The sequence below is a fragment of the Tabrizicola sp. T74 genome (genome assembly GCF_057219935.1).
Map to the genome: position 1 here is coordinate 56722 of NZ_JBXVVT010000001.1, position 22503 is coordinate 79224.

21 protein-coding genes are annotated in these 22503 nt (G+C 67.0%); 18 read left to right on the forward strand and 3 right to left on the reverse strand.

Annotation, left to right across the window (positions count from 1 at the left end; genetic code table 11):
* Nucleotides 1-6 precede the first annotated feature (6 nt).
* The gene (locus tag AC2EAL_RS00275) at nt 7-921 is read right to left on the reverse strand and encodes a LysR family transcriptional regulator (protein ID WP_484722173.1); all 915 of its coding nucleotides are present in this window, start codon (nt 919-921) and stop codon (nt 7-9) included.
* 97 nt (nt 922-1018) lie between these two features.
* Here AC2EAL_RS00275 and AC2EAL_RS00280 point away from each other — a divergent pair, with 97 nt between their 5' ends.
* Genes AC2EAL_RS00280 through AC2EAL_RS00290 form a run of 3 tightly spaced genes read left to right on the forward strand, consistent with a single transcriptional unit; the run spans nt 1019 to nt 2091 of the window.
* Entirely contained in the window at nt 1019-1237 is a 219-nt protein-coding gene (locus tag AC2EAL_RS00280; protein ID WP_484722174.1) for a DUF1127 domain-containing protein, read from the forward strand.
* Between the two features lie 34 nt (nt 1238-1271).
* Nucleotides 1272-1685: a class I SAM-dependent methyltransferase gene (locus AC2EAL_RS00285; protein ID WP_484722175.1), complete on the forward strand. Its 414-nt coding sequence runs from the start codon at nt 1272-1274 to the stop codon at nt 1683-1685.
* The gene (locus AC2EAL_RS00290) at nt 1678-2091 is read left to right on the forward strand and encodes a GFA family protein (RefSeq protein WP_484722176.1); all 414 of its coding nucleotides are present in this window, start codon (nt 1678-1680) and stop codon (nt 2089-2091) included. Before AC2EAL_RS00285 ends, AC2EAL_RS00290 begins: the two co-directional genes overlap by 8 nt.
* On the opposite strand, the gene AC2EAL_RS00295 is transcribed toward AC2EAL_RS00290, so the two are convergent.
* Both AC2EAL_RS00295 and AC2EAL_RS00300 read right to left on the reverse strand, forming a co-directional pair.
* Nucleotides 2088-2849, reverse strand: a complete 762-nt coding sequence (locus tag AC2EAL_RS00295) for an SDR family NAD(P)-dependent oxidoreductase (protein ID WP_484722177.1) — start codon at nt 2847-2849, stop codon at nt 2088-2090. The two genes, AC2EAL_RS00290 and AC2EAL_RS00295, sit on opposite strands and share 4 nt — an antisense overlap.
* Before the next feature lie 3 nt (nt 2850-2852).
* Nucleotides 2853-4628 carry a glycosyltransferase family 2 protein gene (locus AC2EAL_RS00300; protein ID WP_484722178.1) on the reverse strand — a complete coding sequence of 592 codons (1776 nt, stop codon included), beginning with the start codon at nt 4626-4628 and terminating at the stop codon, nt 2853-2855.
* A gap of 462 nt (nt 4629-5090) precedes the next feature.
* Here AC2EAL_RS00300 and AC2EAL_RS00305 point away from each other — a divergent pair, with 462 nt between their 5' ends.
* The 15 genes from AC2EAL_RS00305 (at nt 5091) to cueR (ending at nt 22478) form a co-directional block, all read left to right on the forward strand.
* Complete coding sequence (locus AC2EAL_RS00305; protein WP_128515005.1) at nt 5091-6128, forward strand: rod shape-determining protein; 1038 nt, start codon at nt 5091-5093, stop codon at nt 6126-6128.
* Nucleotides 6129-6158: 30 nt separating this feature from the next.
* Nucleotides 6159-7160: a rod shape-determining protein MreC gene (gene mreC / locus AC2EAL_RS00310; RefSeq protein WP_484722179.1), complete on the forward strand. Its 1002-nt coding sequence runs from the start codon at nt 6159-6161 to the stop codon at nt 7158-7160.
* The gene (locus tag AC2EAL_RS00315; protein WP_484722180.1) at nt 7153-7692 is read left to right on the forward strand and encodes a rod shape-determining protein MreD; all 540 of its coding nucleotides are present in this window, start codon (nt 7153-7155) and stop codon (nt 7690-7692) included. Before mreC ends, AC2EAL_RS00315 begins: the two co-directional genes overlap by 8 nt.
* Nucleotides 7689-9635: a penicillin-binding protein 2 gene (mrdA, locus tag AC2EAL_RS00320; protein WP_484722181.1), complete on the forward strand. Its 1947-nt coding sequence runs from the start codon at nt 7689-7691 to the stop codon at nt 9633-9635. The genes AC2EAL_RS00315 and mrdA overlap by 4 nt, the downstream gene beginning before the upstream one ends.
* 13 nt (nt 9636-9648) lie before the next feature.
* Nucleotides 9649-10788 carry a rod shape-determining protein RodA gene (gene rodA, locus AC2EAL_RS00325; protein WP_484722182.1) on the forward strand — a complete coding sequence of 380 codons (1140 nt, stop codon included), beginning with the start codon at nt 9649-9651 and terminating at the stop codon, nt 10786-10788.
* A gap of 9 nt (nt 10789-10797) precedes the next feature.
* Complete coding sequence (locus AC2EAL_RS00330) at nt 10798-11421, forward strand: DUF1345 domain-containing protein (protein ID WP_484722183.1); 624 nt, start codon at nt 10798-10800, stop codon at nt 11419-11421.
* A gap of 186 nt (nt 11422-11607) precedes the next feature.
* Nucleotides 11608-12522: a 2-hydroxyacid dehydrogenase gene (locus tag AC2EAL_RS00335; RefSeq protein ID WP_484722184.1), complete on the forward strand. Its 915-nt coding sequence runs from the start codon at nt 11608-11610 to the stop codon at nt 12520-12522.
* A 150-nt stretch (nt 12523-12672) separates the two neighbouring features.
* Nucleotides 12673-13578, forward strand: a complete 906-nt coding sequence (locus tag AC2EAL_RS00340; protein WP_484722185.1) for a DMT family transporter — start codon at nt 12673-12675, stop codon at nt 13576-13578.
* A gap of 192 nt (nt 13579-13770) precedes the next feature.
* Nucleotides 13771-15135: a glutamine synthetase family protein gene (locus AC2EAL_RS00345; RefSeq protein WP_484722186.1), complete on the forward strand. Its 1365-nt coding sequence runs from the start codon at nt 13771-13773 to the stop codon at nt 15133-15135.
* A gap of 11 nt (nt 15136-15146) precedes the next feature.
* Nucleotides 15147-15644 (forward strand): GFA family protein, encoded by a 498-nt coding sequence (locus tag AC2EAL_RS00350; RefSeq protein WP_484722187.1) that lies wholly within the window; start codon nt 15147-15149, stop codon nt 15642-15644.
* Nucleotides 15645-15704: 60 nt separating this feature from the next.
* A complete protein-coding gene (locus AC2EAL_RS00355; RefSeq protein ID WP_484722188.1) occupies nt 15705-17081 on the forward strand; it encodes an aldehyde dehydrogenase family protein in 1377 nt (458 codons plus the stop codon).
* 4 nt (nt 17082-17085) lie between these two features.
* Nucleotides 17086-18246 carry an iron-containing alcohol dehydrogenase gene (locus AC2EAL_RS00360; protein WP_484722189.1) on the forward strand — a complete coding sequence of 387 codons (1161 nt, stop codon included), beginning with the start codon at nt 17086-17088 and terminating at the stop codon, nt 18244-18246.
* A gap of 42 nt (nt 18247-18288) precedes the next feature.
* Nucleotides 18289-19530, forward strand: a complete 1242-nt coding sequence (locus tag AC2EAL_RS00365) for an NAD(P)/FAD-dependent oxidoreductase (protein ID WP_484722190.1) — start codon at nt 18289-18291, stop codon at nt 19528-19530.
* A gap of 93 nt (nt 19531-19623) precedes the next feature.
* Nucleotides 19624-22059: a heavy metal translocating P-type ATPase gene (locus AC2EAL_RS00370; RefSeq protein ID WP_484722191.1), complete on the forward strand. Its 2436-nt coding sequence runs from the start codon at nt 19624-19626 to the stop codon at nt 22057-22059.
* Entirely contained in the window at nt 22059-22478 is a 420-nt protein-coding gene (cueR, locus tag AC2EAL_RS00375; RefSeq protein WP_484723375.1) for a Cu(I)-responsive transcriptional regulator, read from the forward strand. The genes AC2EAL_RS00370 and cueR overlap by 1 nt, the downstream gene beginning before the upstream one ends.
* Nucleotides 22479-22503 lie beyond the last annotated feature (25 nt).

The following is a 22503-nucleotide window of genomic DNA, read 5'->3' on the forward strand; positions in this document are numbered from 1 at the left end:
TGGACGTTAACCTTTTGGAAAGGGCTGTCCACACCCCCTTTCCCGCACGTAGTCCACGAAGGCCGCAAGCGGCGGGGACTGGTTGCGGCGGCTGGGGTAGTAGAGGTAGCAGCCCGGGAACGGCGGGGTCCAGTCGTCCAGAAGCCGCACCAGACGGCCCGCGGCGATGGGCTCGGCCACTTCGCTTTCGAAGAAATAGCCGATCCCCACCCCGGCAAGGCAGGCCGTCAGCCGCAGGCGCAGGTCCGAGCCGACCAGCCGACCCGTCACCGGCACCCGCAGTTCGACCCCGTCCTTGTCCAGCTCCCAGCGGTAGGGGGTTCCCGTGGATGGGGCGAGAGAGACAAGGCACTCATGGGCCTCCAGGTCGCGGGGATGTTGCAGAGCTTCTCGGCCCGCCAGGTAAGCGGGGGCAGCCACAACGGCCATCCGCAGCGCGCCGCCGAAGGGCACCGCGATCATGTCGCCCTCCAGCCGCTCGGCCAGACGGATACCAGCGTCGAAGCCCTGGGCCACGATGTCGACCAGGGCATCGCTCGCCTCGACCTGCACGGTCACGCGGGGGTGTCGGGCCAGGAAGGCGGGCAGCATCTCGGCCAGCGCCGGTACAGCCACCCGTACCACGTTGAGCTTCAGGGGACCTGAAACTTCGCCCGCCGCGGCGAAGGCGGTGTCCACCACCCCCTCCAGATCGTCCAGCACCGGCAGCAGCCGTTCCGCCAGCGCCTGCCCGGCGGCACTGGGGGCGACCGAGCGCGTCGTCCGGTTCAAGAGGCGCTGGCCCAACCGATCCTCCAGCGCGCGGATGGTCTGCGACAGGGCCGAGGGCGACACCCCCAGATGCGCCGCCGCCTGGGTAAAGCTGCCGTGCCGCACCACGGCGGCAAAGGCGCGCAATTCCGCGTAGTCGCTGCCGCGCATTCATTACCTCTGCTTAAATAGCCATTCTGATATTGTCGGATTATCGCAGGAATGTTGCTGTGGCACAACCGGGCCTTCCCAAAGGATGGAGGCTGACATGTTTGAACGGTTGAAAACCTGGTGGCGCGCCGAGGGGGATCTGGCCAAGCTTGCAGGCCTGAATGATCGCATGCTGAAGGACATTGGCCTGGAACGGTCCGAGCTGCGCGATCTGGTCCACGGTCGGGCCGCACCCCGGCAGGAGCGCGAGTGCTATCGGCACCCGCTGAAGGCGGTCCCGGTGCGGTTGGGAACCGTCCGCGCCGACGGCAGTTGAGGGGCGAACCAAAGGTAGAGCACCGATGCCACAGATGTCCGACCGATTGCAGCGCGCGGTGGATGCCTTGCCGCTGACCCCCGGCATGCGGGTTCTGGAAATCGGCTGCGGCCCCGGCGTCGCGGCCCGGGCGGTGGCGGCGCGGATCGGCGACGGGAAAATCATCGCCATCGACCGGTCGGCAACCGCCATCGCCCAGGCGATCCGCGGCTCGGGCCCCGAGATCGCCTCGGGCCGGTTGGAATTCCGCGTCTCGTCCATCGAGGACTTTGCCCTGCAGGACGGCGAACCGCGGTTCGACCTGGCCTATGCCCAGCGGGTCGGCGTGCTGGACGGACGACACGACGGGACGCCTGCGCGGCAGGTGCTGCGACAGGTGCTGAAGCCCGAGGGCCTCTTGGTCATCGACGACCTGCCCCCGATCCGCGCGGAGGACCTGGATGCCTGACCAGCTGCATGGCGCCTGTCACTGCGGCCAGTTCCGCTGGGTGGCAGAGGGCGCTCGCGACTTTCAGGGCTTTTGCCATTGCGACCATTGCCGCCGGATCTCGGGCTGCGGGCGCACACCCTTCATGGGGTTCGAGGCGGACCGCGTGACGCTGGAAGGCCAGACCGCCAGCTATGCGGACACCGCCGCCAACGGCGGCGGCATCACCCGGCACTTCTGCCCGACCTGCGGCGCGCGGGCTTATTCCATCCCAGGCTCGGCCCCCGGGTTTCGCATCTTCTATGCGGGCAGCCTGGGTCCGGTGGAGCGGTTCGTCCCGGAGCTCTCGATCCACACGGCAAGCACCGTCCCCTGGGACCCGGCCGAACCCTGCCTGCCCGCCTTTGCCGGGGCCGCGCCGGACTAGCCCTTCATTTCCTGCAAGGTATTCCCGCCGTCCACCACCAGCATCGCGCCGGTGACATAGGAGGCCTGGTCCGAGGCGAGGAACAGCGCGCAGGCCGCGACCTCGTCCGGGGTGCCGGGGCGACCGACGGGGGTGCGGCCTCCGGCGGCGATCTCATCGGCGGAGGAGCTTTCGGTAGCGATCCAGCCGGGCAGCACGGCGTTGCAGGTCACCCCGTGCGACCCGTATTCCAGCGCGATGGACCGCGTCATCCCGGTGATCGCGGCCTTGGCCGTGGCATAGGCCGAGGAGCCGTCGATGGTTACGACCGGCCCGGTGACCGAGGAGATGTTGACGATCCGGCCGTAGCCACGCGCGGCCATCCCGGGCAGGGCAGCGCGGCACGAATGGAAGGTGGTGTTGATGTTCAGCGCCATGTGATGCGCCCAAATTCCGTCCGACCAGTCGGCCAGGTGCCCGCGCGGCACGTCGCGGCCGGTCTGCACCATGCCCGCGTTGTTCACCAGGATCTCCACCGGGCCCAGCTGCGCCTCGACCGCCTGGAACAGGTCTGCCACCTGGCCGGGGTCGGTCAGGTCTGCGATGTGGGACATCACGCCAAGCTCTGCCCCCCGGGCATGGATGCGGTCGGTCGTGGCGGTGATGCAGACCTTGGCACCCGCCGAAGCCAACGTGCGGGCGATGGCGAAACCGATCCCGCCCGCCGCCCCGGCGCCCGTCACCAGCGCCACCCGACCTGCCACGCCCGTCCGCGCCATCGGTCAACCGATCATCTTGGGCGGCGGCTTCCGAAGGATGCCATAGCCATCCTCCGCGCGCGGCAAAGGCTCCTGGAAGGCGAAGGACCGGACACCAGAGCCTTGCCCGTACCAGGTGTACCCGAGCGACCCGATCCGCCGTAGCCGGGCGGCAGCGTCCGGGTAGCGCGCATCCCTTGTTCGGCGCAGGACCAGCATGTTGCGGCGGAACCACGACATCGTCGCCAGCCCCCGCATCGCAAGCGTCTGGCCCAGGTCCGGATACCAGCCGCGCTTTTCCCAGTGCTCCAGCACCTTGTCGATGCTCAGACAGTTGATGTGACCGTTGCCGGGCTGGCCCGGTTCGGCCATGGAAAACAGGATCGTGTCGGTTGCATGCTGCGCGATCGAGTCCAGAAGCACCTCGCTGGTTTCAGGGAAAAGGTGTTCCAGAACCTCCAGGCAGACCACAAGATCAAAGCGGCGACCGGCGTCGAAGGGCTTCTGCAGGTCAAACTCGCGGTAGGTGCGGTCGTCCAGCACTGTTGCCGACAGGTCCAGCCCGTCGACACCCAGGACGTCATCCACGCCCAGATGCTGATAGAGCCGCGGGTAAAGTCCATTGCCGCAGCCAAGGTCCAGGATCGAGGCCGGACGTTCCCGTTCAATGATCCAGCGGATCGGCGCGACATCGACGAACAAGAGGTCCCAGTGCCACTCGCTGTCGAACGCGTTCGCAATTCCGGTGTTGGCCGTGTCACTGCGCGGGCGGGCCGGGACCGGGAAGTCTTCATAGCGAAAGCGGGCTGCATCCGCCAGCAGCGTTTCGGCCACGGCAAAGCGCCCATCGGAGTACCGCCGCTCGACGCGGACACCATGATCGAACGGGACGACGGCCTCTTCGAAGACAGGCGCCTCGACGGCGCCGGCGTAGCGCAGCGCTTCCTGCGTCAGGTCCTGCGTGGAGGGGCGCTGCCCGGCCTGGGCCAGATCATGCAGGCGCTTCCACTGCGCGGCTTCGCCAATCTCGGGCTGGCGGTCCTTCCGCGCCAGGTTCGACTGCCAGCCGATCAGTCCCTTTGCAGCAAGCTGTTCGCTGGACCGAAGCGGCATGTGGTAAAGTGGCAGGTCCGGCAGGACCAAAGCGGGCAGTGGTTTGCCGGTGCCGTCAGAGATGGAGTGGTTGCCCTGCGCAACCTTCAGGTCCGGCAATACGCCGCCCGCCGCCGCAAGCACCGCCTTGCTGTAACTGGGCTTCTCGATCAAGCGCAGCCATTTCAGGCGATGCAGGGGGTCGGGAACCTGGTCTTCCGCAATGCCAGGGTCCGGAACCATCGTCTTCCACGGCATCAGCGCCATGCCCTCTTTCGGGACCACGCGCAGGGCGTTCAGGACGTCAGCCTTGGACCGGGTCGGCAAGAACTCGTCGGCGTCCAGGAAGAACACATAGTCGGCGAAGACGGCGGCCTGCACGCTTTGCAGCGCCGACGACATGATCTGCGACTGGTTGTAGCCCTCGTCGGGGCAGTCGGTGACAATGACGTTGCCAAGTTCGCGCGCAAGGTCCTGCAGGATCGCCCGCGTGCGGTCGGTCGAACGATTGTCGAGGATGAACATCAGATCCATCACCGCGGCATGGTGGCGGATGAAGGGTTCGATGATGTCCTGCTCGTTGCGCACCATCGAGATCGACACCATGTCCAGGACCGGAAGGTGCGGCTTCGGCTTTGGTGTCGCAAGGGCGATGACCCGCTCACGCAGCCGCTTTGCCTTGACCTTCAGGCGTCTGATGACTTTCAACCCGCATTCTCCTCATCCGCGGCCGCGGGCTGGATAGCACCCGCCGATCGCACTTTCCATCGCTTGCTTGCATTGCACCCGCAATCGCAGCTGAACCGAATTCAGCCGCAGACCACGCGTTTCACAGGTAACTGTCACCCCCGACGGGACGGGCAGGACATCACCTGGGCCGATTCCCGTCGGATGCCTTGGACCCATCCCGGCCCATGTCCAGTGCGCTCGAAAGGCGCACAGGTAGGTGGCAGAAGAAAAGAATAGCGGAAAAACACAAGTGACTTCGTCACACTTCATGGAAAACGGGGTATACTTGTCGTATTTATGCAAGCACGCGGAAGTGTGCGGAACGGAACCGGCAGGGCTTTCGCTTGTCGCTCCCATGCCCTTATAAGAAGACGCCCCGTCGGACCGCCCGAGTCGGGGCCAAACCTGTTGCTTGCCCCAGAGACCACCAAAGGACCGCTCATGTCGCTTTTCCCCAGCCTGTTCTCATCCGACATGGCCATCGACCTCGGGACCGCGAACACGCTGGTCTACATCCGCGGCAAGGGGATCGTGCTGAACGAGCCGTCAGTGGTGGCCTACCACAACAAGGACGGCAAGAAGGTTGTCCTCGCAGTGGGCGAGGATGCCAAGCTCATGCTGGGCCGGACGCCGGGCACCATCGAGGCGATCCGCCCGATGCGCGACGGGGTGATCGCCGACTTCGAGGCGGCGGAAGAGATGATCAAGCATTTCATCCGCAAGGTGCACAAGCGGTCCACCATCTCGAAGCCCAAGATCATCGTCTGTGTCCCCCACGGCGCGACGCCCGTCGAAAAGCGCGCCATCCGCCAGTCGGTTCTCTCGGCGGGCGCCAAGCGCGCGGGGCTGATTGCCGAGCCCATCGCGGCGGCCATCGGGGCGGGCATGCCGATCACCGAACCCACCGGCAACATGGTCGTCGACATCGGCGGCGGCACCACCGAGGTCGCGGTCCTTTCGCTGGGTGACATCGTTTACGCCCGGTCCGTCCGCGTCGGCGGCGACCGGATGGATGAGGCCATCGTCTCCTACCTGCGCCGCCATCAGAACCTGCTGATCGGCGAAAGCACTGCCGAGCGGATCAAGACCTCGATCGGCACGGCGCGGATGCCCGACGACGGGCGCGGGTCGTCGATGACCATCCGGGGCCGTGACCTCTTGAACGGGGTCCCGAAGGAAACCGAGATCAACCAGGCCCAGGTGGCCGAGGCGCTCGCCGAACCCGTGCAGCAAATTTGCGATGCGGTGATGCAGGCGCTGGAAGCCACCCCGCCCGACCTGGCCGCCGACATCGTCGACCGCGGCGTGATGCTGACCGGGGGCGGGGCTTTGCTGGGCGAGCTCGACCTCAGCTTGCGCGAACAGACGGGCCTCTCGATCAGCGTGGCCAACGAGTCACTGAATTGTGTTGCCCTGGGCACCGGGAAAGCGCTGGAATACGAAAAGCAGCTTCGGCATGTGATCGACTACGACACCTGAGCCGGTCCCGCGGCGATGGAAGGCTGAGACGTGGCCAAGAACCGTACCGCACCCGAGGAATACTCGCGCCCCCTGCGCAGGCTTCTGGTCTGGCTGGCGGTGCTGGTCCTCTTGGCCTTCTTCCTCCTCTGGCGGATCGACAGCCCGCGGGTGGAACGCTTTCGCGCAGCGCTGATCGACGCGGTGGTGCCGAACTTCGACTGGGCGATGGCCCCGGTCACGGCGGTCGCAGGCATGATCGACGATTTCCAAAGCTACACCCGGATCTACGAACAGAACCAGGAGCTGAAGCGGGAACTGCAGCAGATGAAGGCCTGGAAAGAGGCCGCTCTGCAGCTGGAACAGAAGAATGCGCGTCTTCTGGACCTGAACAACGTGCGGCTGGACCCGAAGCTGACTCATGTCACCGGCGTCGTCATGGCCGACAGCGGCAGCCCGTTCCGGCAGTCGGTGCTTCTGAACGTGGGCGAACGCGACGGCATTCGTGACGGCTGGGCCACGATGGACGGGATCGGACTTGTGGGCCGCATCTCGGGCGTCGGCGCACGCACCAGCCGGGTGATCCTCGTCACCGATTCCAACAGCCGCATCCCCGTCACCATCCAGCCCTCCGGGCAGAAGGCGCTTCTGTCCGGTGACAACTCGCCCCTGCCGCCCCTGGAGTTCATCGAGGACACCGACGAGGTGCGTCCGGGGGATCGGGTGGTGACCTCGGGCGACGGGGCGGTGTTCCCGGCGGGCCTCCTGGTCGGCCAGGTGGCGCTTGGCAATGACAAGCGGCTCCGGGTCGTGCTGTCAGCGGACTTCCAGCGGCTGGAATTCCTGCGCGTCTTGCGCAGCCACGAGCTGGAACCGATCACCGACCCCGGCAGCCTGGTGGCGCCGCCCGCGGCAAACCCCACACCCGACACCTCAGCCGGTGCTGCCGAGGCTGCGGCAGGCGCGCCGCCCGCTGAGACCGAGGGCGGCAATGTCGAGGCCGCCGGGTCCGGCGATGCCGAAGGCCCGACCCCGGAGGCCGTCGATGGGTGAGTTCTGGCGGCAAGAGCAATGGATCTTCCGTGGCCTCTTCCTGGCCATCGCGCTGGTGCTTCTGTTCGTGCGGCTTCTGCCGCTCGGCAATGCGCCGGGGGCCTTGCCCGGCCCCGACCTTCTGGTCTGCGTGACGCTCGCCTGGATCGTCCGCCGCCCGGATTTCCTGCCGATGCCGCTGATCCTGCTGGTCTTCCTGGTCGAGGACCTGATCCTGATGCGCCCGCCGGGCCTGTGGACCGCCATCGTGATCCTGGCGACCGAATTCCTGCGGGGGCGCATCGCGCTCACGCGAGAGTTAAGTTTCCTCGTCGAATGGCTCTTGGTCTCGGGCATGATGCTGGGCATGATGCTGGTCTACCGGCTGACCCTTGGCCTTGCCTTCGTGCCGCAAGCCCCCTTCGGCTTTGTCATCGTGCAGGTCCTGTGGTCGATCGCGGTCTATCCGGTGGTCGTGGGCCTGTCGCGGCTGGCCTTGGACCTGCGCAAGCCTGCGACCGGTGAAGTGGACGATTTCGGGAGACGGCTGTGAGACGGACCGCCCGCGACACAGAGGCAAGCAACCGAGTGCTGAACCGCCGCACCCTGCTCTTGGGCGGGGCGATGGCCGCGATGATCGCCGTCCTGGGCGGTCGGATGCGCTATTTGCAGGTCGACCAGGCCGACGAGTTCAAGCTGCTGGCCGAGGAAAACCGGATCAACATCCGCCTGATCCCGCCCGAACGCGGCCTGATCCAGGACCGCAACGGCAAGATCATCGCCGGCAACGAACAGAACTACCGCGTCGTCATCACGCGCGAGGCGGCAGGCGATGTCGGGCTGGTGCTGCGCCGCCTTGCCAGCATCATCCCGATGACCGCCGAAGAGATGAACCAGGCCATCGAAGAGGTGAACGCCCTGTCGGCCTTCGTGCCGGTGACCGTGGCCGAACGGCTAAGCTGGGACGACTTCTCGAAGGTCGCGGTCAACGCGCCTGCGCTGCCCGGCGTGGTGCCCGAGGTCGGCCAGTCCCGCCGCTATCCCCTGGACACCGATTTCGCCCATGTCGTGGGCTACGTCGGCCCCGTGTCCGACAAGGACCTGGAAGGGGTGGACACACCCGACCCCCTCCTGCGCATCCCCAAGTTCCAGATCGGCAAGATCGGCGTCGAGAAATGGATGGAAGACACCCTGCGCGGCGAGGCCGGGACCAAACGGATCGAGGTCAACTCGGCCGGGCGAGTCATGCGCGAGCTGGAACGGCAAGAGGGCAATCCGGGCAATGACGTCCGGCTGACCATCGACGCCGACATCCAGAACTTTGCCCAGGCCCGGCTTGGCACCGAAAGCGCTGCCGTGGTGGTGATCGACGTCACCAACGGCGACATCATCTGCATCGCCTCGTCACCGTCCTTTGACCCGAACCTCTTCGTGCGCGGCATCAGCCATACCGAATACAACCTGCTGACGGAAAACGACCACCGCCCCCTGGCCAACAAGACCGTGTCCGGCGCCTATCCGCCCGGCTCGACCTTCAAGATGGTCACCGCCCTGGCCGCCCTTGAGGCAGGCGTCGCCAATGCCGAGACCAAGGTCCGCTGCCCCGGCTACATCGAATTCGGCGAACGCCGGTTCCATTGCTGGAAGCGCGCAGGCCACGGCACGGTCGGGCTGGAACGCAGCCTGTCCGAAAGCTGCGACGTCTATTACTACGAGATCGCGCAGAAGGTCGGCATCGACAAGATCGCCGAGATGGGCCGCAAGCTGGGCCTGGGCCAGCGCTTTGACATCCCGATGTCGGCCATCACCGAAGGCAACATGCCCGACAAGGCCTGGAAGCTGGAACGGCACAAGCAGGACTGGCGGATCGGCGACACGATCAACGCCTCGATCGGGCAGGGCTATGTCCTGTCCTCGCCCTTGCAGCTGGCGGTGATGACCGCGCGGCTTGCCAGTGGCCGTGCGGTCGAGCCGCGGCTTGTGCGCATGGTCAACGACCAGGAACTGCCAACCCCCGAGGCCCCTCCGCTGGATGTGACGCCGGAATACCTGGCGAAGATCCGGTCGGGCATGTACGAGGTGGTGAACGGCGAACACGGCACCGCGAAATCCAGCCGCATCGTCGAACCGACCATGGTGATGGCCGGCAAGACCGGCACCAGCCAGGTCAGGAACATATCGAAGGCCGAACGCGAGGCCGGGGTGATTTCCAACGAGGACTTGCCCTGGAACCGCCGCGACCATGCGCTGTTCGTGGGCTATGCGCCCTATGACGCGCCGCGCTATGCGATCTCGGTCGTGGTGGAACATGGCGGCGGCGGGTCGACCGCCGCAGCCCCGATCGCGCGCGATGTCCTGCTGCGCGCGATGTCGGACGGCCTGCCGTCGCTGGAGGCCTACCCCTCCAGCCAGCGCGGCCGGATCGAGACGATGCTGAAGGAACTGCCCTTGCGCGACCCCGTCACCGGGCAGACGCCCGTGAAGACCGAAACCTGAAGGGGCGCGGGCGATGAGCTTTCTGGAATACCGCGTCAAGTTTGCGCCGACGGGCATCCGCAAGATCCTGTACCTGAACTGGCCGCTGGTCCTGCTGGTCACCGCCGTCGCCTCGGTCGGGTTCCTGATGCTCTATTCCATCGCGGGCGGGAAGCTCGACACCTGGGCGCGGCCGCAGATGGAGCGTTTTGCCGTCGGCATGGTGCTGATGTTCATCGTCGCCATGATCCCGATCTGGTTCTGGCGGTCGATGTCGGGCATTGCCTACATGGTGGCCTTCCTCTTGCTTCTGGTGGTGGAATTCTTCGGCGACGTCGGGATGGGCGCGCAGCGCTGGATCGACCTGGGGTTCATCCGCCTGCAGCCGTCCGAGATGATGAAGTTCACCTTGGTCATGCTGCTGGCAGTCTACTACGACTGGCTTGACCCCAAACTGGTGTCGCGGCCTCTCTATGTGCTGTTGCCCGTCCTGATGATCGTGGCGCCCACGATCCTTGTGCTGATGCAGCCGAACCTTGGCACGTCGCTGATGCTGCTTCTGGCCGGGGCCACGGTGATGTTCGTCGCCGGAGTCTCGCTTTGGTACTTCGGAGCGGTGCTTGCCTTGGCAGTATCGGCCGTCGTTGGCGTCTTCACCCTGCGCGGCACGCCCTGGCAGTTCCTGCACGACTACCAGTACAAACGGATCGACACCTTCCTTGACCCCGCCGCCGACCCGCTGGGGGCGGGCTACAACATCATCCAGGCCAAGATTGCGCTGGGGTCCGGCGGGTGGAGCGGCAAGGGCTTCATGCAGGGCACCCAGTCGCGGCTCAACTTCCTGCCGGAAAAGCACACTGACTTCATCTTCACCACGCTGGCCGAGGAATTCGGCTTCATCGGTGCCTTCTCGCTGCTGATCCTGTATGCGCTGATCATCGGCTTCTGCATCGTTGCGGCCCTGCAGAACCGCGACCGGTTCTCGGCTCTGTTGATCATCGGGGTGGCGGCGAACTTCTTCTTCTACATCGCGGTGAACCTGTCGATGGTGATGGGCCTGGCCCCGGTGGTGGGCGTGCCGCTGCCGCTTCTGTCCTACGGCGGGTCGGCGATGATGGTGCTTCTGGTGGGCTTCGGCCTAGTGCAAAGCGCGCATGTTCATCGGCCGAGGTAAGCACCTGGCATGAGCAGCCTGCTTCGACGCCATCAACGCTTTCTGCTGGCCTTCATCGTCGGGGTGGGCGTTGGTGCTGGAAGCAACGCTCTGCCGGGCCCCGAGGTCTACAACCTTCTCGCCGGGGTCAATGCCTTCTTTGTCTTGTACATCGCGCTGATGCTGAGATTGGCCGGCAGCCTGTCGTCTTCCGACCTCAGTCGCCAAGCCGAAGCGGATGACGAGGGTCTGCCGCTGATCCTGTTTCTGGCGCTTATCGCAGTGCTGGCAAGCGTCACCGGTATCTTCCTTGTGACAAGCGCCGAAGCCAGCAGCCTTTACGCCCGACTTGCGGCATTGCTCAGCCTGCCGCTCGGTTGGGCAACGATCCATGTTCTGGCGGCTTTCCACTATGCCCATCTGCACTATCGCGGCGAGGGGCCGGGGATGCGTTTCCCCGGCAAGGGCGATCCGGACGCCTGGGATTTCCTGTATGCGAGCTTCACGATCGGCATGACCGCCCAGGTCTCGGATGTCGAGGTCGCCACCCCCGAAATGCGCCGCGCGGTTCTGGTGCATGGCGTGGCCAGCTTCTTCTACAACACCGGCATCCTGGCGCTGGCGGTGAATGCGGCGGTCACGGCGGGGCAGTAGCCGATTTCTTCGAAGAAATCGGACCGGAGCCTGCAAAGGCTCCGATCCGGACTTTTCGAAAAGTCCGTCGCCCGGCCAGCCGCCCGCGCACGGGGAAACCCTTGACAAATCCCTAACGCCCGCGCCCAACCTGTTGAAATCCTTCGCCCCGAAATCCTGTCCACCGTGGACGCCCCGGATGCCCCCATGCCCCTGATCCTCTTCGCCGCCCCCGCCCTCTGGCCGGAATACCAGGACGCCCTGCCCCAGGCCCTGTCCGAGGCCGGGATCGACGCCCGCATCGTCCTGGAAGCCGACCCCGCGGCGGTCGACTACATCGTCTACGCCCCCGCCTCGCCCCTGCAGGACTTCACCCCCTACACCCGCACGAAGGCCGTCCTGAACCTCTGGGCCGGGGTAGAGCGGATCGTCGGCAACCCGACCCTCACCCAACCCCTGACCCGCATGGTCGACCCCGGCCTGACCGAAGGCATGGTGGAGTGGGTAGTGGGCCACACCCTCCGCCACCACCTCGGCATGGACCGCCACATCGTGAACCCCGGTCGCGTCTGGGACCCGACCTGCCCGCCGCTCGCCCGCGAGCGCCCGGTGACGATCCTCGGGATGGGCGCCCTCGGCTCCGCCTGCGCCGCCGCCCTCCGCGCGCTGAACTTCCCCGTCACCGGCTGGAGCCGCACCGAGAAACCCGGCCAACTTCACGGCGAACATGGGCTGCGGAAGGCCCTCTCCACCGCGCAGATCCTGGTCACCCTCCTGCCCAAGACGCCGGAGACCGAGAACCTCCTGAACGCCGCCCGCTTGGCCCTCCTGCCGCGCGGCGCCGTGATCCTGAACCCCGGCCGCGGCGCGCTGATTGACGACGACGCCCTTCTTGCTGCGCTGAACGCGGGCCACATCGGCCACGCCACGCTGGACGTCTTTCGCGTGGAACCGCTGTCGCAGGACCATCCCTACTGGACCCACCCAAGGGTCACCGTCACCCCCCACATCGCCGCCGACACCCGCGCCGTCACCTCCTCCCGCGTGATCGCCGAGAACATCCGGCGCGGCGAGGCCGGGGAACCGTTCCTCCACCAGGTCGACCGCGCGCGGGGCTACTGACCGCCGCTCATCGCTTCCTGCGGTCGCTCTTCGCTGACCGCCCGCGAGGAGCGACCGAAGGAAGCGAGGAGCATCCGGCACGCAACAGGTCGGGAACGGAACAGCCGCCCCCGGTCCGCCATGCCAGCCTGACCGGAAAGAGGGGCGGAAATGCGATACGGAACGGGCGTGGCGCTGTGTCTGGCGGCGGGGACCATCTGGTCACTGATGGGCCTGGGCCTGCGGCAGATCGAGGCGGCCTCGGTCTGGCAGATCCTGTTCTGGCGGTCGGTGGGGATGATGCCCCTCCTCCTCGGTTTCATGTGGTGGACGTCGCAGGGCCGCCCGCTCGCCGCGCTGCGCGCCGTGGGCGGGGCGGGCATCGCCGGAGGGCTTGGCCTCGTCCTTGCCTTTTCCGGCGCGATCTACGCCTTCCAGACCACCACGGTCGCCAATGCGGTCCTTCTCTTCGCCGCCTCCCCCTTCGTCGCCGCCATCCTCGGCTGGCTGGTCCTGCGCGAGGCGGTGCGACCGACAACCTGGATCGCTATCGCCATCGCCGTCTTCGGCATGTACCTGATGGTCAGCGACGGGCTTGAGACCGGGGCCATCGCCGGGAACCTGGCCGCGTTGGCCTCGGCCGCAGGCTTCGGCATCTTCTCGGTCGCGCTGCGCTGGGGCCGGGTCGGCGACATGATGCCGGTGGCTTTCCTGGGCAGTGTCTTCTCTACCCTTTTTGCGGGCGGCGTACTGATCGTCAGGGGCGAACCGATCCCCGCCCTGCCGCAGGACATGGCGGTGGCCTTCGCCATCGGCTTCTTCGTCGTCGCGCTGGGGATGGTTCTTTTCACCCTTGGCAGCCGCGTCGTCCCGGCGGCGGAACTGACGCTGCTGTCGCTGGTCGAGGTGCTGCTGGGCCCGATCTGGGTCTGGCTTGCGCTGGGGGAAACCGCCAGCCGCAATACCCTGATCGGGGGCGGTGTGCTGCTGGCGGGTGTCCTCTTCAACGCGGCAATGGGGGCGCGGGGGCCGCGTCATGAGGGGGTTGCGGAAACGCCCCGACCTGTGAATGATTGATCAAATTCGCGGGCCATGGAAGCACCGCGAGTCCCGGGGAGAGTGATCAGATGCGGTCCGAGCCGCAGGATACCGAGGGCGGCCCGTGCTGGCCGCGCAAGCCTGAATTCGGCGGGGCGTCGGGATTTGCAGCTTGCATTCCCGGGGCCACGGCCCCCTCCCCCAAACCGACATTCAGGAAAGAGGCACGACATGCCCGGTAATCTGACCCTAGACGAACTGAAGAAGGCCGTGAAATCCGGCGAAATCGACACCGTGATCGCGGCTGGCATCGACATGCAGGGCCGCCTGATGGGCAAGCGCTTCCACGCGCAGTTCTTCGTGGACGGCGGCTGGGAAGAGACCCACTGCTGCAACTACCTGCTGACCGTGGACATGGAGATGAACACGGTCCAGGGCTACAAGTCCTCCAGCTGGGAAACCGGCTATGGCGACTATGTGCTGAAGCCCGACCTTTCCACGATGCGCCGCATCCCCTGGCTGCCGGGCACCGTGCTGGTCCTGGGCGACACGCAGGACCACCATCACCACGACGTCCCCCACGCGCCCCGGTCGATCCTGAAGGCTCAGGTCGCCCGGGCGCGGGCGATGGGCTTCGAGCCGATGATGGCGACGGAGCTGGAGTTCTACCTTTTCGAGAACTCTTACGAGAACCTGCGCGACGGGGGGCTGAACGCGCTGCGCACCGTGGGCGGCTACAACGAGGATTACCACATCTTCCAGACGACCAAGGAAGAGGACGTGATGCGCGCCGTCCGCAACGGTCTGTACGGCGCGGGGATCCCGGTGGAGAATTCCAAGGGCGAGGCCGAGGCAGGGCAGGAGGAGATCAACTATCGCTATTCGGACGCGCTGGATACCGCCGACAACCACGTCATCATCAAGAACGCGATCAAGGAAATCGCCTGGTCAAAAGGCAAGTCGGTGACCTTCATGGCCAAGTACGACCACCGCCGCGCGGGGTCGTCTTCACATATTCACCAGTCGCTGTGGTCGACGGACGGCAAGGCCTCGTTCGCCGACAAGAAGGACGGCCACGGCATGTCCGACCTGATGAAGCACTACCTGGCGGGACAGCTGCACCACGCCCGCGACATCACGGCCTTCCTTGCGCCCTACGTGAACAGCTACAAGCGCTTCACCATCGGGATGTTCGCGCCGACCAAGGCGGTCTGGAGCGCGGACAACCGCACGGCGGGCTTCCGCGTCTGCGGGGTGCATACCAAGGCCGTGCGGGTGGAATGCCGTATCCCCGGGTCGGACGTGAACCCCTACCTCGCCTGTGCCGCGCTTCTGGCGGCGGGTCTGGACGGGATCGAGAAGAAGATGGCGCTCGAGCCCGAAATGAAGGGCGACATGTACAACACCAAGGGCATCCGCGAGATCCCGCATACCCTGCGTGAGGCGGCGGACCTTCTCAACAAGTCCACGATGCTGCGCGAGGCCTTCGGCGATGACGTGATCGACCACTACCACCACGCCGCCCAGTGGGAGATTTCCGAGACCGACCGCGTCGTCACGGATTTCGAACGCGAGCGGCTTCTGGAACGCGCGTAAGGGGGACCCCAATGGACAGATGGGCAGGCGGATGTCAGTGCGGGGCGGTGCGCTATGCGTTCACCACCCGGCCGGACAACGCCTGTCTCTGCCATTGCCGCATGTGCCAGAAACAGGTCGGCGGACCCTTCGCCGCCTGGGCCGGATCGCACCGCGACCACTTCCAACTGACGCGAGGCACGCTGGCGCATTTCCAAAGCTCTGCCGACGCGCTGCGCGGCTTCTGCCGGGACTGCGGCACGCCCCTGACCTACGAGGCGCTCTCGCGTCCCCGGATCGAGGTCACCATCGGCTCGCTCGACCGCCATGCCGAGTTGCGTCCCGAGCATAATGTGGGGACCGAGGCGATGGAGCACTGGCTGACCGGGATCGCGTCGATGCCCTCGACCCGGACGGGCGAGGGCGATAATGGCGTCGGCGACACCGTGGAGCGCTTCGACCTGATCCGGCACAGCAACCTTCAGCATCCCGACCACGACACCGCGGTCTGGCCGCCGAATCGAATGTAGGTCGGGGCTTGCCCCGACTCTTTGAAAACGGCGGGGCAGGCCCCGCCCTACGAGGACGAAATGAAACCTATCCAACTGATCTCTCCGGTCGACGGCCGGGTCTACGCCGAGCGGACGCCGCTTTCTCCCACCGAAGCGCTTGCCGTCGTCGCCCGCGCGAAAGCCGCGCAGAAGCCCTGGGCCGCCCGTCCGCTGGAGGACCGCATCGCCCTGGTAAAAGCGGGCGTTGCCAAGCTGAACACCATGTCCGAGGTGGTGGTCGAGGAAATCGCCTGGCAGATGGGCCGCCCTACCCGTTACGGCGGCGAGTTCGGGGGCGTGAATGCCCGGACCGACTACATGGCCTCGATCGCGGCGAAGACCCTTGCGCCGGAGATGATCGAGGACAGCGACAAGTTCCGCCGCTACCTCGCGCGCGAACCCGTGGGCGTCGTCTTCATCATCGCGCCGTGGAACTACCCCTACCTCACCACGATCAACACCCTCGTCCCCGCGCTGATCGCCGGGAACACGGTGGTGCTGAAGCACGCCTCGCAGACGCTGCTGGTGGGCGAACGGCTGGCCGAGGCCTTCCACGCGGCGGGCGTGCCCGAGGACGTGTTCCAGAACGTCGTCCTTGACCACGCCACCACCGAAGCCCTGATCGCCAAGCGCAGCTTCGGCTTCGTGAACTTCACCGGCTCGGTGGGTGGCGGGCAGGCCATCGAACGGGCGGCCGCCGGGACCTTCACGCCCCTGGGGCTGGAGCTTGGCGGCAAGGACCCGGGCTACGTGCGCGAGGATGCGAACCTGGACCTCGCTGTCGACGTGCTGATGGACGGCGCGATGTACAACGCTGGGCAGTGCTGCTGCGGGATCGAGCGGATCTATGTCCACGAGAAACTGTTCGACAGCTTCGTCGAGAAGTCCGTGGCCTGGGTGGGACAGCTGAAACTCGGCAACCCCTTCGACGCCTCCACCACCCTTGGCCCGATGGCGCACAGGCGCTTTGCCCAGACCGTGCGGGACCAGACGGCGGAGGCCATCGCCAAGGGCGCGAAGCCGCTTCTTGACCCGAAGAAGTTCGCGGATGACGGGGGCGCCTACCTGGCCCCGCAGATTCTGGTCAACGTCGACCACTCCATGCGCGTCATGAAGGAAGAAAGCTTCGGCCCCGTCGTCGGCATCATGCCGGTGAAGAACGACGCCGAGGCCATCGCCCTGATGAACGACTCGCCCTACGGCCTGACCGCCAGCATCTGGACGCAGGACTACGGCACCGCCGCCGCCATCGGTGCGCAGGTGGAGACCGGGACGGTGTTCATGAACCGGGCCGACTACCTTGACCCGGCGCTGACCTGGACCGGGGTCAAGGACACCGGGCGGGGCACGTCGCTTTCCTATCTCGGGTTCCATTCGGTGACCCGGCCGAAATCCTATCACCTCAAGAAAGTCTGAGACCATGACCCACAACGTTCCCAACCGGAACTGGTCCTACCCCACCGCAATCAAGTTCGGCGTCGGCCGGATCGCCGAGCTGGCCGACCATGCGAAAAGCATCGGCCTGACCAAGCCGCTTCTCGTGACCGACAAGGCGCTGGCAAGCCTGCCCATCACCAAGGGCGCGCTCGACGTGCTGGAGGCCGGTGGCCTTGGCCGCGCGGTCTTCTCGGACGTGGACCCGAACCCGAACGAGAAGAACATGGAGGCCGGGATCGCGGTCTACCTCGCCGGCAGCCATGACGGGGTGATCTGCTTCGGTGGCGGCTCGGCCCTGGACCTTGGCAAGATGATCGCGCTGATGGCGCATCAGCCGAAGAAGCTGAAGGTCTGGCAGCTGGAGGATATCGACGACTGGTACACCCGCGCCGATGCCTCGAAGATCGCGCCGATCATCGCGGTGCCGACCACGGCGGGGACCGGGTCGGAAGTGGGCCGGGCGGGGGTGCTGACGAACAGTGAAACCCACAAGAAGAAGATCATCTTCCACCCGAAGCTGATGCCCGCCGTCACGATCTGCGATCCGGCGTTGACGACGGGGATGCCGAAGTTCATCACTGCCGGCACCGGCATGGACGCGCTGGCGCATTGCCTGGAGGCGTTCTCCAGCCCCTTCTACCACCCGATGTCCCAAGGCATCGCGCTGGAAGGCATGCGGCTGGTGTTCGAGAACCTGCCTAAGGTCTACGCCGACCCGGGTGACCTCGACGCGCGGGCGCATATGATGAGCGCGGCGGCGATGGGGGCGGTGGCGTTCCAGAAGGGGCTGGGGGCGATCCATGCCCTTAGCCACCCGATCGGGGCGGTCTACAACACCCATCACGGCACCACGAACGCCGTCGTGATGCCGATGGTGCTGGACTTCAACCGCAAGGCCGTGAAGGACCGGCTGGCCTCGGCGGCCGCCTATTGCGGGATCAAGGGCGGGTACAAGGGGTTCTACCAGCGCATCCTGGACCTGCGGGCCACGCTGAATATCCCGGAGACCCTGACCAAGCTTGGCGTCACCAACCCCGACCTCGACACCCTGACCAAGATGGCGCTGGAGGACCCGTCCTGCGGCGGCAACCCGGTCAAGATGACGAAGAAGAACACTCGCACCCTCTTCGAGGCCTGCCTGTAAGGTGGGCAGATTGCCCACCCTACCTTGGGGTTCGCCCGGGGGATGACATTGCGCGAGACGACCGATATCGCCGTGATCGGGGCCGGGGTCATCGGCCTGACCATCGCGCTGGAGCTGATCGACCAGGGCCACGAGGTGGTGCTGGTCGATCCCGGCCAGCCCGGGATGGGCGCAAGCTATGGCAACGCCGGGACCATCGCTGGCTATGCCACGAGTCCGGTCGGCACGCCGGACGTGCTGCGATCATTGCCGTCGCTCCTCTTCTCGAAGACCTCTCCCCTGGCGATCCGCCACCGGGCACTGCCTTCGCTGGCCCCCTGGCTTCTGCGGTTCCTCTGGCAATCCCTTCCCGCCCAGGCCGAGCGCAATGCCCGCAGCCTTGCCGCCCTGCTGACCGGCGCTGCCGAGATGTGGGACGACCTGGCGCTGCGGGTGCAGGGCGCGGGCATCCTGCAGCGGCGGGGGTGCCTTTACCTCTACGAGACGCCCAAGGCCTTTACCCAGGCCTGGACCGAGCTGGACCAGCGCCGGAAGCTCGGGGTCGAGGTTGACCTTGTCGGCCCCGACCGGCTGGCGGAGCTGGAGCCGAACCTGCCGCCGGGCCTTGGCGGGGCGGCCTTCTTCACCGGGGCGACCTTCCTGGACGATCCGGGCCGTATGATGGGGCTGATCGCGGCGGCGGTGCTGGAGAAGGCCCGTCATATCCCGGCCCGCGCCGAACGGCTGGAGCGGCGGCCCGACGGAGTGGTGGTCGAAGGGCCGGGTCTGCACCTGCACGCCCGCCGCGTGGTGATCGCCGCCGGGGCGCTTTCTCGCGGCCTTGCGGCAATGGCGGGCGACCGCATCCCCCTGGACACCGAGCGCGGCTACCATGTCGAATGGGATATGGCCGAGCCGCTCCTCTCCCGCCCCTCCTGCCCCACGGCGCGGGGGTTCTACTTCTGCCCGATGGCAGGCCGCTTGCGGGTCGCGGGGACGGTGGAACTTGGGGGCCTGACCCTCCCGCCCTCACCCCACCGCATCGCGAAATTGGTCGAGGGCGCACGGGCCTTCTTCCCGGACCTGCCCGCCCCGGACCGTGAGTGGATGGGCTTCCGGCCTTCCATCCCCGACAGCCTGCCGGTCATCGGCCCCTCGCGCGGCGGTCCTGAGGTGATCCACGCCTTCGGGCACGGCCATCTGGGCGTGACGCTCGCCCCGGTGACTGCGCGCATCGTTGCGGGGCTGATCGACGGGCACCCGACCGGGATCGCACTGCAGCCTTACCTCCCGACCCGGTTCTGACCGCTGCCAAAGAAAATCCACCTGCCCCCTTGACCTTCCCATCATGGGAAGCCCCATATGCTGGTACGTCCCTGCCGAAAAGGAGGACGGACCATGACCGCACATCCGAAAGACCTGACAATCGACCTGCCCATCGAGGGCATGACCTGCGCCTCTTGCGCGGGCCGGGTGGAACGCGCGCTGAAGGCAGTGCCGGGCGTCACGGCGGCGCGGGTGAACCTCGCGACCGAGCGGGCCGAGGTTGAGGGCTCTGCCGCACCGCAGGCGCTGATCGGCGCGGTGGAGAAGGTGGGCTACAGCGTCCCGGCCCAGGCGCAAGAGCTGGTGGTGGAGGGCATGACCTGCGCCTCTTGCGTCGCGCGGGTCGAAAGGGCGCTGATGGCGGTGCCGGGCGTCACGGGGGCGACCGTGAACCTGGCTACCGAAAGCGCGCGTGTGGAAGGCGTCGCGGATACCGCTGCGCTGACGGCCGCGATCAAGGCCGTGGGCTTCAGCGCCCGCCCGGCCTCGGCGGCGGTGGAGACGCCCACGATGCGGCGCGAGGAAGAGGCGCGCGGGCTGACCCGCGACCTGATCCTGGCCGCCGCGCTGACCCTGCCGGTCTTCGTCCTGGAGATGGGCAGCCACCTGATTCCGGCCTTCCACCACTGGGTGATGGCCACCATCGGCCAGGGGACCAGCTGGCTGATCCAGTTCGTGCTGACGACGCTGGTCCTTGCCGTCCCCGGACGCCGGTTCTTCCTGCGCGGGATCCCGGCCCTTCTGAAGGGCGCGCCCGACATGTCCTCGCTGGTCGCCGTCGGGTCCGGCGCGGCCTGGGTCTATTCGATGCTGGCAACCTTCCTGCCCGGGCTGATGCCGCCGGGGTCCGTCGCGGTCTATTTCGAGGCGGCGGCAGTGATCGTGACGCTGATCCTGCTGGGCCGCCTCTTGGAAGCCCGCGCCAAGGGAAGGTCGTCGCAAGCCATCGCGCGGCTTGTCGCGCTGCAACCCGCCGTGGCCCATGTCCGGCGGGATGATCGGGTGGTTGACCTGCCCGTGGCCGAGGTCCGGCCCGGCGATCTTCTGGAACTGCGTCCGGGCGAACGGGTGCCGGTCGACGGCCAGGTCTCGGACGGCGCCAGCTGGGTCGACGAAAGCATGGTCACGGGTGAGCCGCTGCCGGTCGAAAAACACCCGGGCGACCGGGTCATCGGCGGGACGGTGAACCAGACCGGCGCGCTCGTGATGCAGGCGGTGGCGGTGGGCGCGGACACGATGCTGTCCCGCATCATCCGCATGGTCGAGGCCGCGCAGGGTGGGAAACTCCCGATCCAGGCGCTGGTCGACAAGATCACGCTGTGGTTCGTCCCGGCGGTGATGGCGCTGGCGGCGTTGACCTTCGTGGTCTGGCTGATCTTCGGCCCCGCCCCCGCCCTGCCGATGGCGCTGGTCAATGGCGTGGCCGTCCTGATCATCGCCTGCCCCTGCGCGATGGGGCTGGCGACGCCTGTCTCCATCCTGGTCGGCACGGGCCGGGGGGCGGAGTTGGGCGTCCTTTTCCGCAAGGGCGAGGCGCTGCAGGCGCTGCAAGGCGTCACGGTCGTGGCCTTCGACAAGACCGGCACGTTGACCGAAGGCAAACCCGTACTGACCGGCTTCCACCCCGCGCCGGGTGAGACGAAGGCGGCGCTGTTGCCGATCCTCGCCGCCGTCGAGGCGCAGTCGGAACATCCCGTCGCCCGCGCCATCGTGGCCGCCGCGGAGGGGATGGCGCTGCCCCCGGTCGAAGGGTTCCAGGCCAAGCCCGGCCACGGTGTCTCGGCCCGGGTGAATGGCGCGGACATCGCCCTCGGCTCGGCGCGCGAAATGGGCAATCGCGGCATCGACATCGCAGCCTTCCAGGCTGACGCCGAACGCCTCGCTGACCGCGGCGAAAGCCCGCTCTATGCGGCGCGGGATGGCAAGGCCGTGGCGCTCCTGTCAGTGGCCGACCGGGTGAAGGAGACGACGCCGACGGCCATCGCGGCGATGAAGGCGATGGGGCTGAAGCTGGCGATGATCTCGGGCGACAATGCGCGGACCGCGCGGGCCATCGCGCGCGACTTGGGGATCGACGAAGTGGTGGCCGAGGTCACGCCCGAGGGCAAGGTCGAGGTCATCCGCCAACTGAAGGCGCAAGGTGCGCTGGCCTTTGCGGGCGACGGGATCAACGATGCTCCTGCTCTGGCCGAGGCCGACGTGGGCATCGCGATGGGCACCGGCACCGACATCGCCATCGAGGCGGCGGATGTGGTGCTCGTCTCGGGCCGCCTCCCGACGCTGGCCGATGCGATCAGCCTGAGCCGCGCCACGATGCGCAACATCCGGCAGAACCTGTTCTGGGCCTTTGCCTACAACGCCGCCCTGATCCCGGTCGCCGCCGGTGTCCTGTATCCGGCCTACGGCATCCTGCTGTCCCCCGTCCTTGCCGCCGGGGCGATGGCCCTGTCTTCGGTCTTTGTCGTGACCAACGCCCTCCGCCTCAAACGCCATGGAGCCCGCACATGATGAATATCGGTGAAGCCGCCCGCGCCAGTGGCGTGTCGGCCAAGATGATCCGCTACTATGAGGAGACGGGCCTGATCCCCGCCGCCGGGCGCACCGGGTCGGGCTATCGCACCTATGGGCCCAAGGAGGTGCAGGTCCTGCGCTTTGTCCGCCGGGCGCGCGACCTGGGCTTTCCGATGGAAAAGGTCGCGGACCTGCTGGCGCTGTGGCGTGACCGCTCCCGCGCCAGCGCCGATGTCAAGCGGCTGGCCGAGGACCAGATCGAGGCGCTGGAGGCCCGCATCCGCGAGATGGAGGCGATGAAGGCGACGCTGGCGCATCTGGTCCACGCCTGCGCGGGCGACGAACGGCCGGACTGTCCGATCCTGGAGGATCTTGGGGGTCAACCTGCCCGACAGGCCGCCACCGCCGCGCGCTGACGGTCTTGCATGGCCGGACCCGAAA

Bases quoted from the DNA above. Each gene is read 5' to 3' on its own strand.
- AC2EAL_RS00275 (WP_484722173.1), bottom strand. From the start codon at position 921: ATGCGCGGCAGCGACTACGCGGAATTGCGCGCCTTTGCCGCCGTGGTG.
- AC2EAL_RS00280 (WP_484722174.1), top strand. From the start codon at position 1,019: ATGTTTGAACGGTTGAAAACCTGGTGGCGCGCCGAGGGGGATCTGGCC.
- AC2EAL_RS00285 (WP_484722175.1), top strand. From the start codon at position 1,272: ATGTCCGACCGATTGCAGCGCGCGGTGGATGCCTTGCCGCTGACCCCC.
- AC2EAL_RS00290 (WP_484722176.1), top strand. From the start codon at position 1,678: ATGCCTGACCAGCTGCATGGCGCCTGTCACTGCGGCCAGTTCCGCTGG.
- AC2EAL_RS00295 (WP_484722177.1), bottom strand. From the start codon at position 2,849: ATGGCGCGGACGGGCGTGGCAGGTCGGGTGGCGCTGGTGACGGGCGCC.
- AC2EAL_RS00305 (WP_128515005.1), top strand. From the start codon at position 5,091: ATGTCGCTTTTCCCCAGCCTGTTCTCATCCGACATGGCCATCGACCTC.
- AC2EAL_RS00315 (WP_484722180.1), top strand. From the start codon at position 7,153: ATGGGTGAGTTCTGGCGGCAAGAGCAATGGATCTTCCGTGGCCTCTTC.
- rodA (WP_484722182.1), top strand. From the start codon at position 9,649: ATGAGCTTTCTGGAATACCGCGTCAAGTTTGCGCCGACGGGCATCCGC.
- AC2EAL_RS00330 (WP_484722183.1), top strand. From the start codon at position 10,798: ATGAGCAGCCTGCTTCGACGCCATCAACGCTTTCTGCTGGCCTTCATC.
- AC2EAL_RS00335 (WP_484722184.1), top strand. From the start codon at position 11,608: ATGCCCCTGATCCTCTTCGCCGCCCCCGCCCTCTGGCCGGAATACCAG.
- AC2EAL_RS00340 (WP_484722185.1), top strand. From the start codon at position 12,673: ATGCGATACGGAACGGGCGTGGCGCTGTGTCTGGCGGCGGGGACCATC.
- AC2EAL_RS00345 (WP_484722186.1), top strand. From the start codon at position 13,771: ATGCCCGGTAATCTGACCCTAGACGAACTGAAGAAGGCCGTGAAATCC.
- AC2EAL_RS00350 (WP_484722187.1), top strand. From the start codon at position 15,147: ATGGACAGATGGGCAGGCGGATGTCAGTGCGGGGCGGTGCGCTATGCG.
- AC2EAL_RS00355 (WP_484722188.1), top strand. From the start codon at position 15,705: ATGAAACCTATCCAACTGATCTCTCCGGTCGACGGCCGGGTCTACGCC.
- AC2EAL_RS00360 (WP_484722189.1), top strand. From the start codon at position 17,086: ATGACCCACAACGTTCCCAACCGGAACTGGTCCTACCCCACCGCAATC.
- AC2EAL_RS00365 (WP_484722190.1), top strand. From the start codon at position 18,289: ATGACATTGCGCGAGACGACCGATATCGCCGTGATCGGGGCCGGGGTC.
- AC2EAL_RS00370 (WP_484722191.1), top strand. From the start codon at position 19,624: ATGACCGCACATCCGAAAGACCTGACAATCGACCTGCCCATCGAGGGC.
- cueR (WP_484723375.1), top strand. From the start codon at position 22,059: ATGAATATCGGTGAAGCCGCCCGCGCCAGTGGCGTGTCGGCCAAGATG.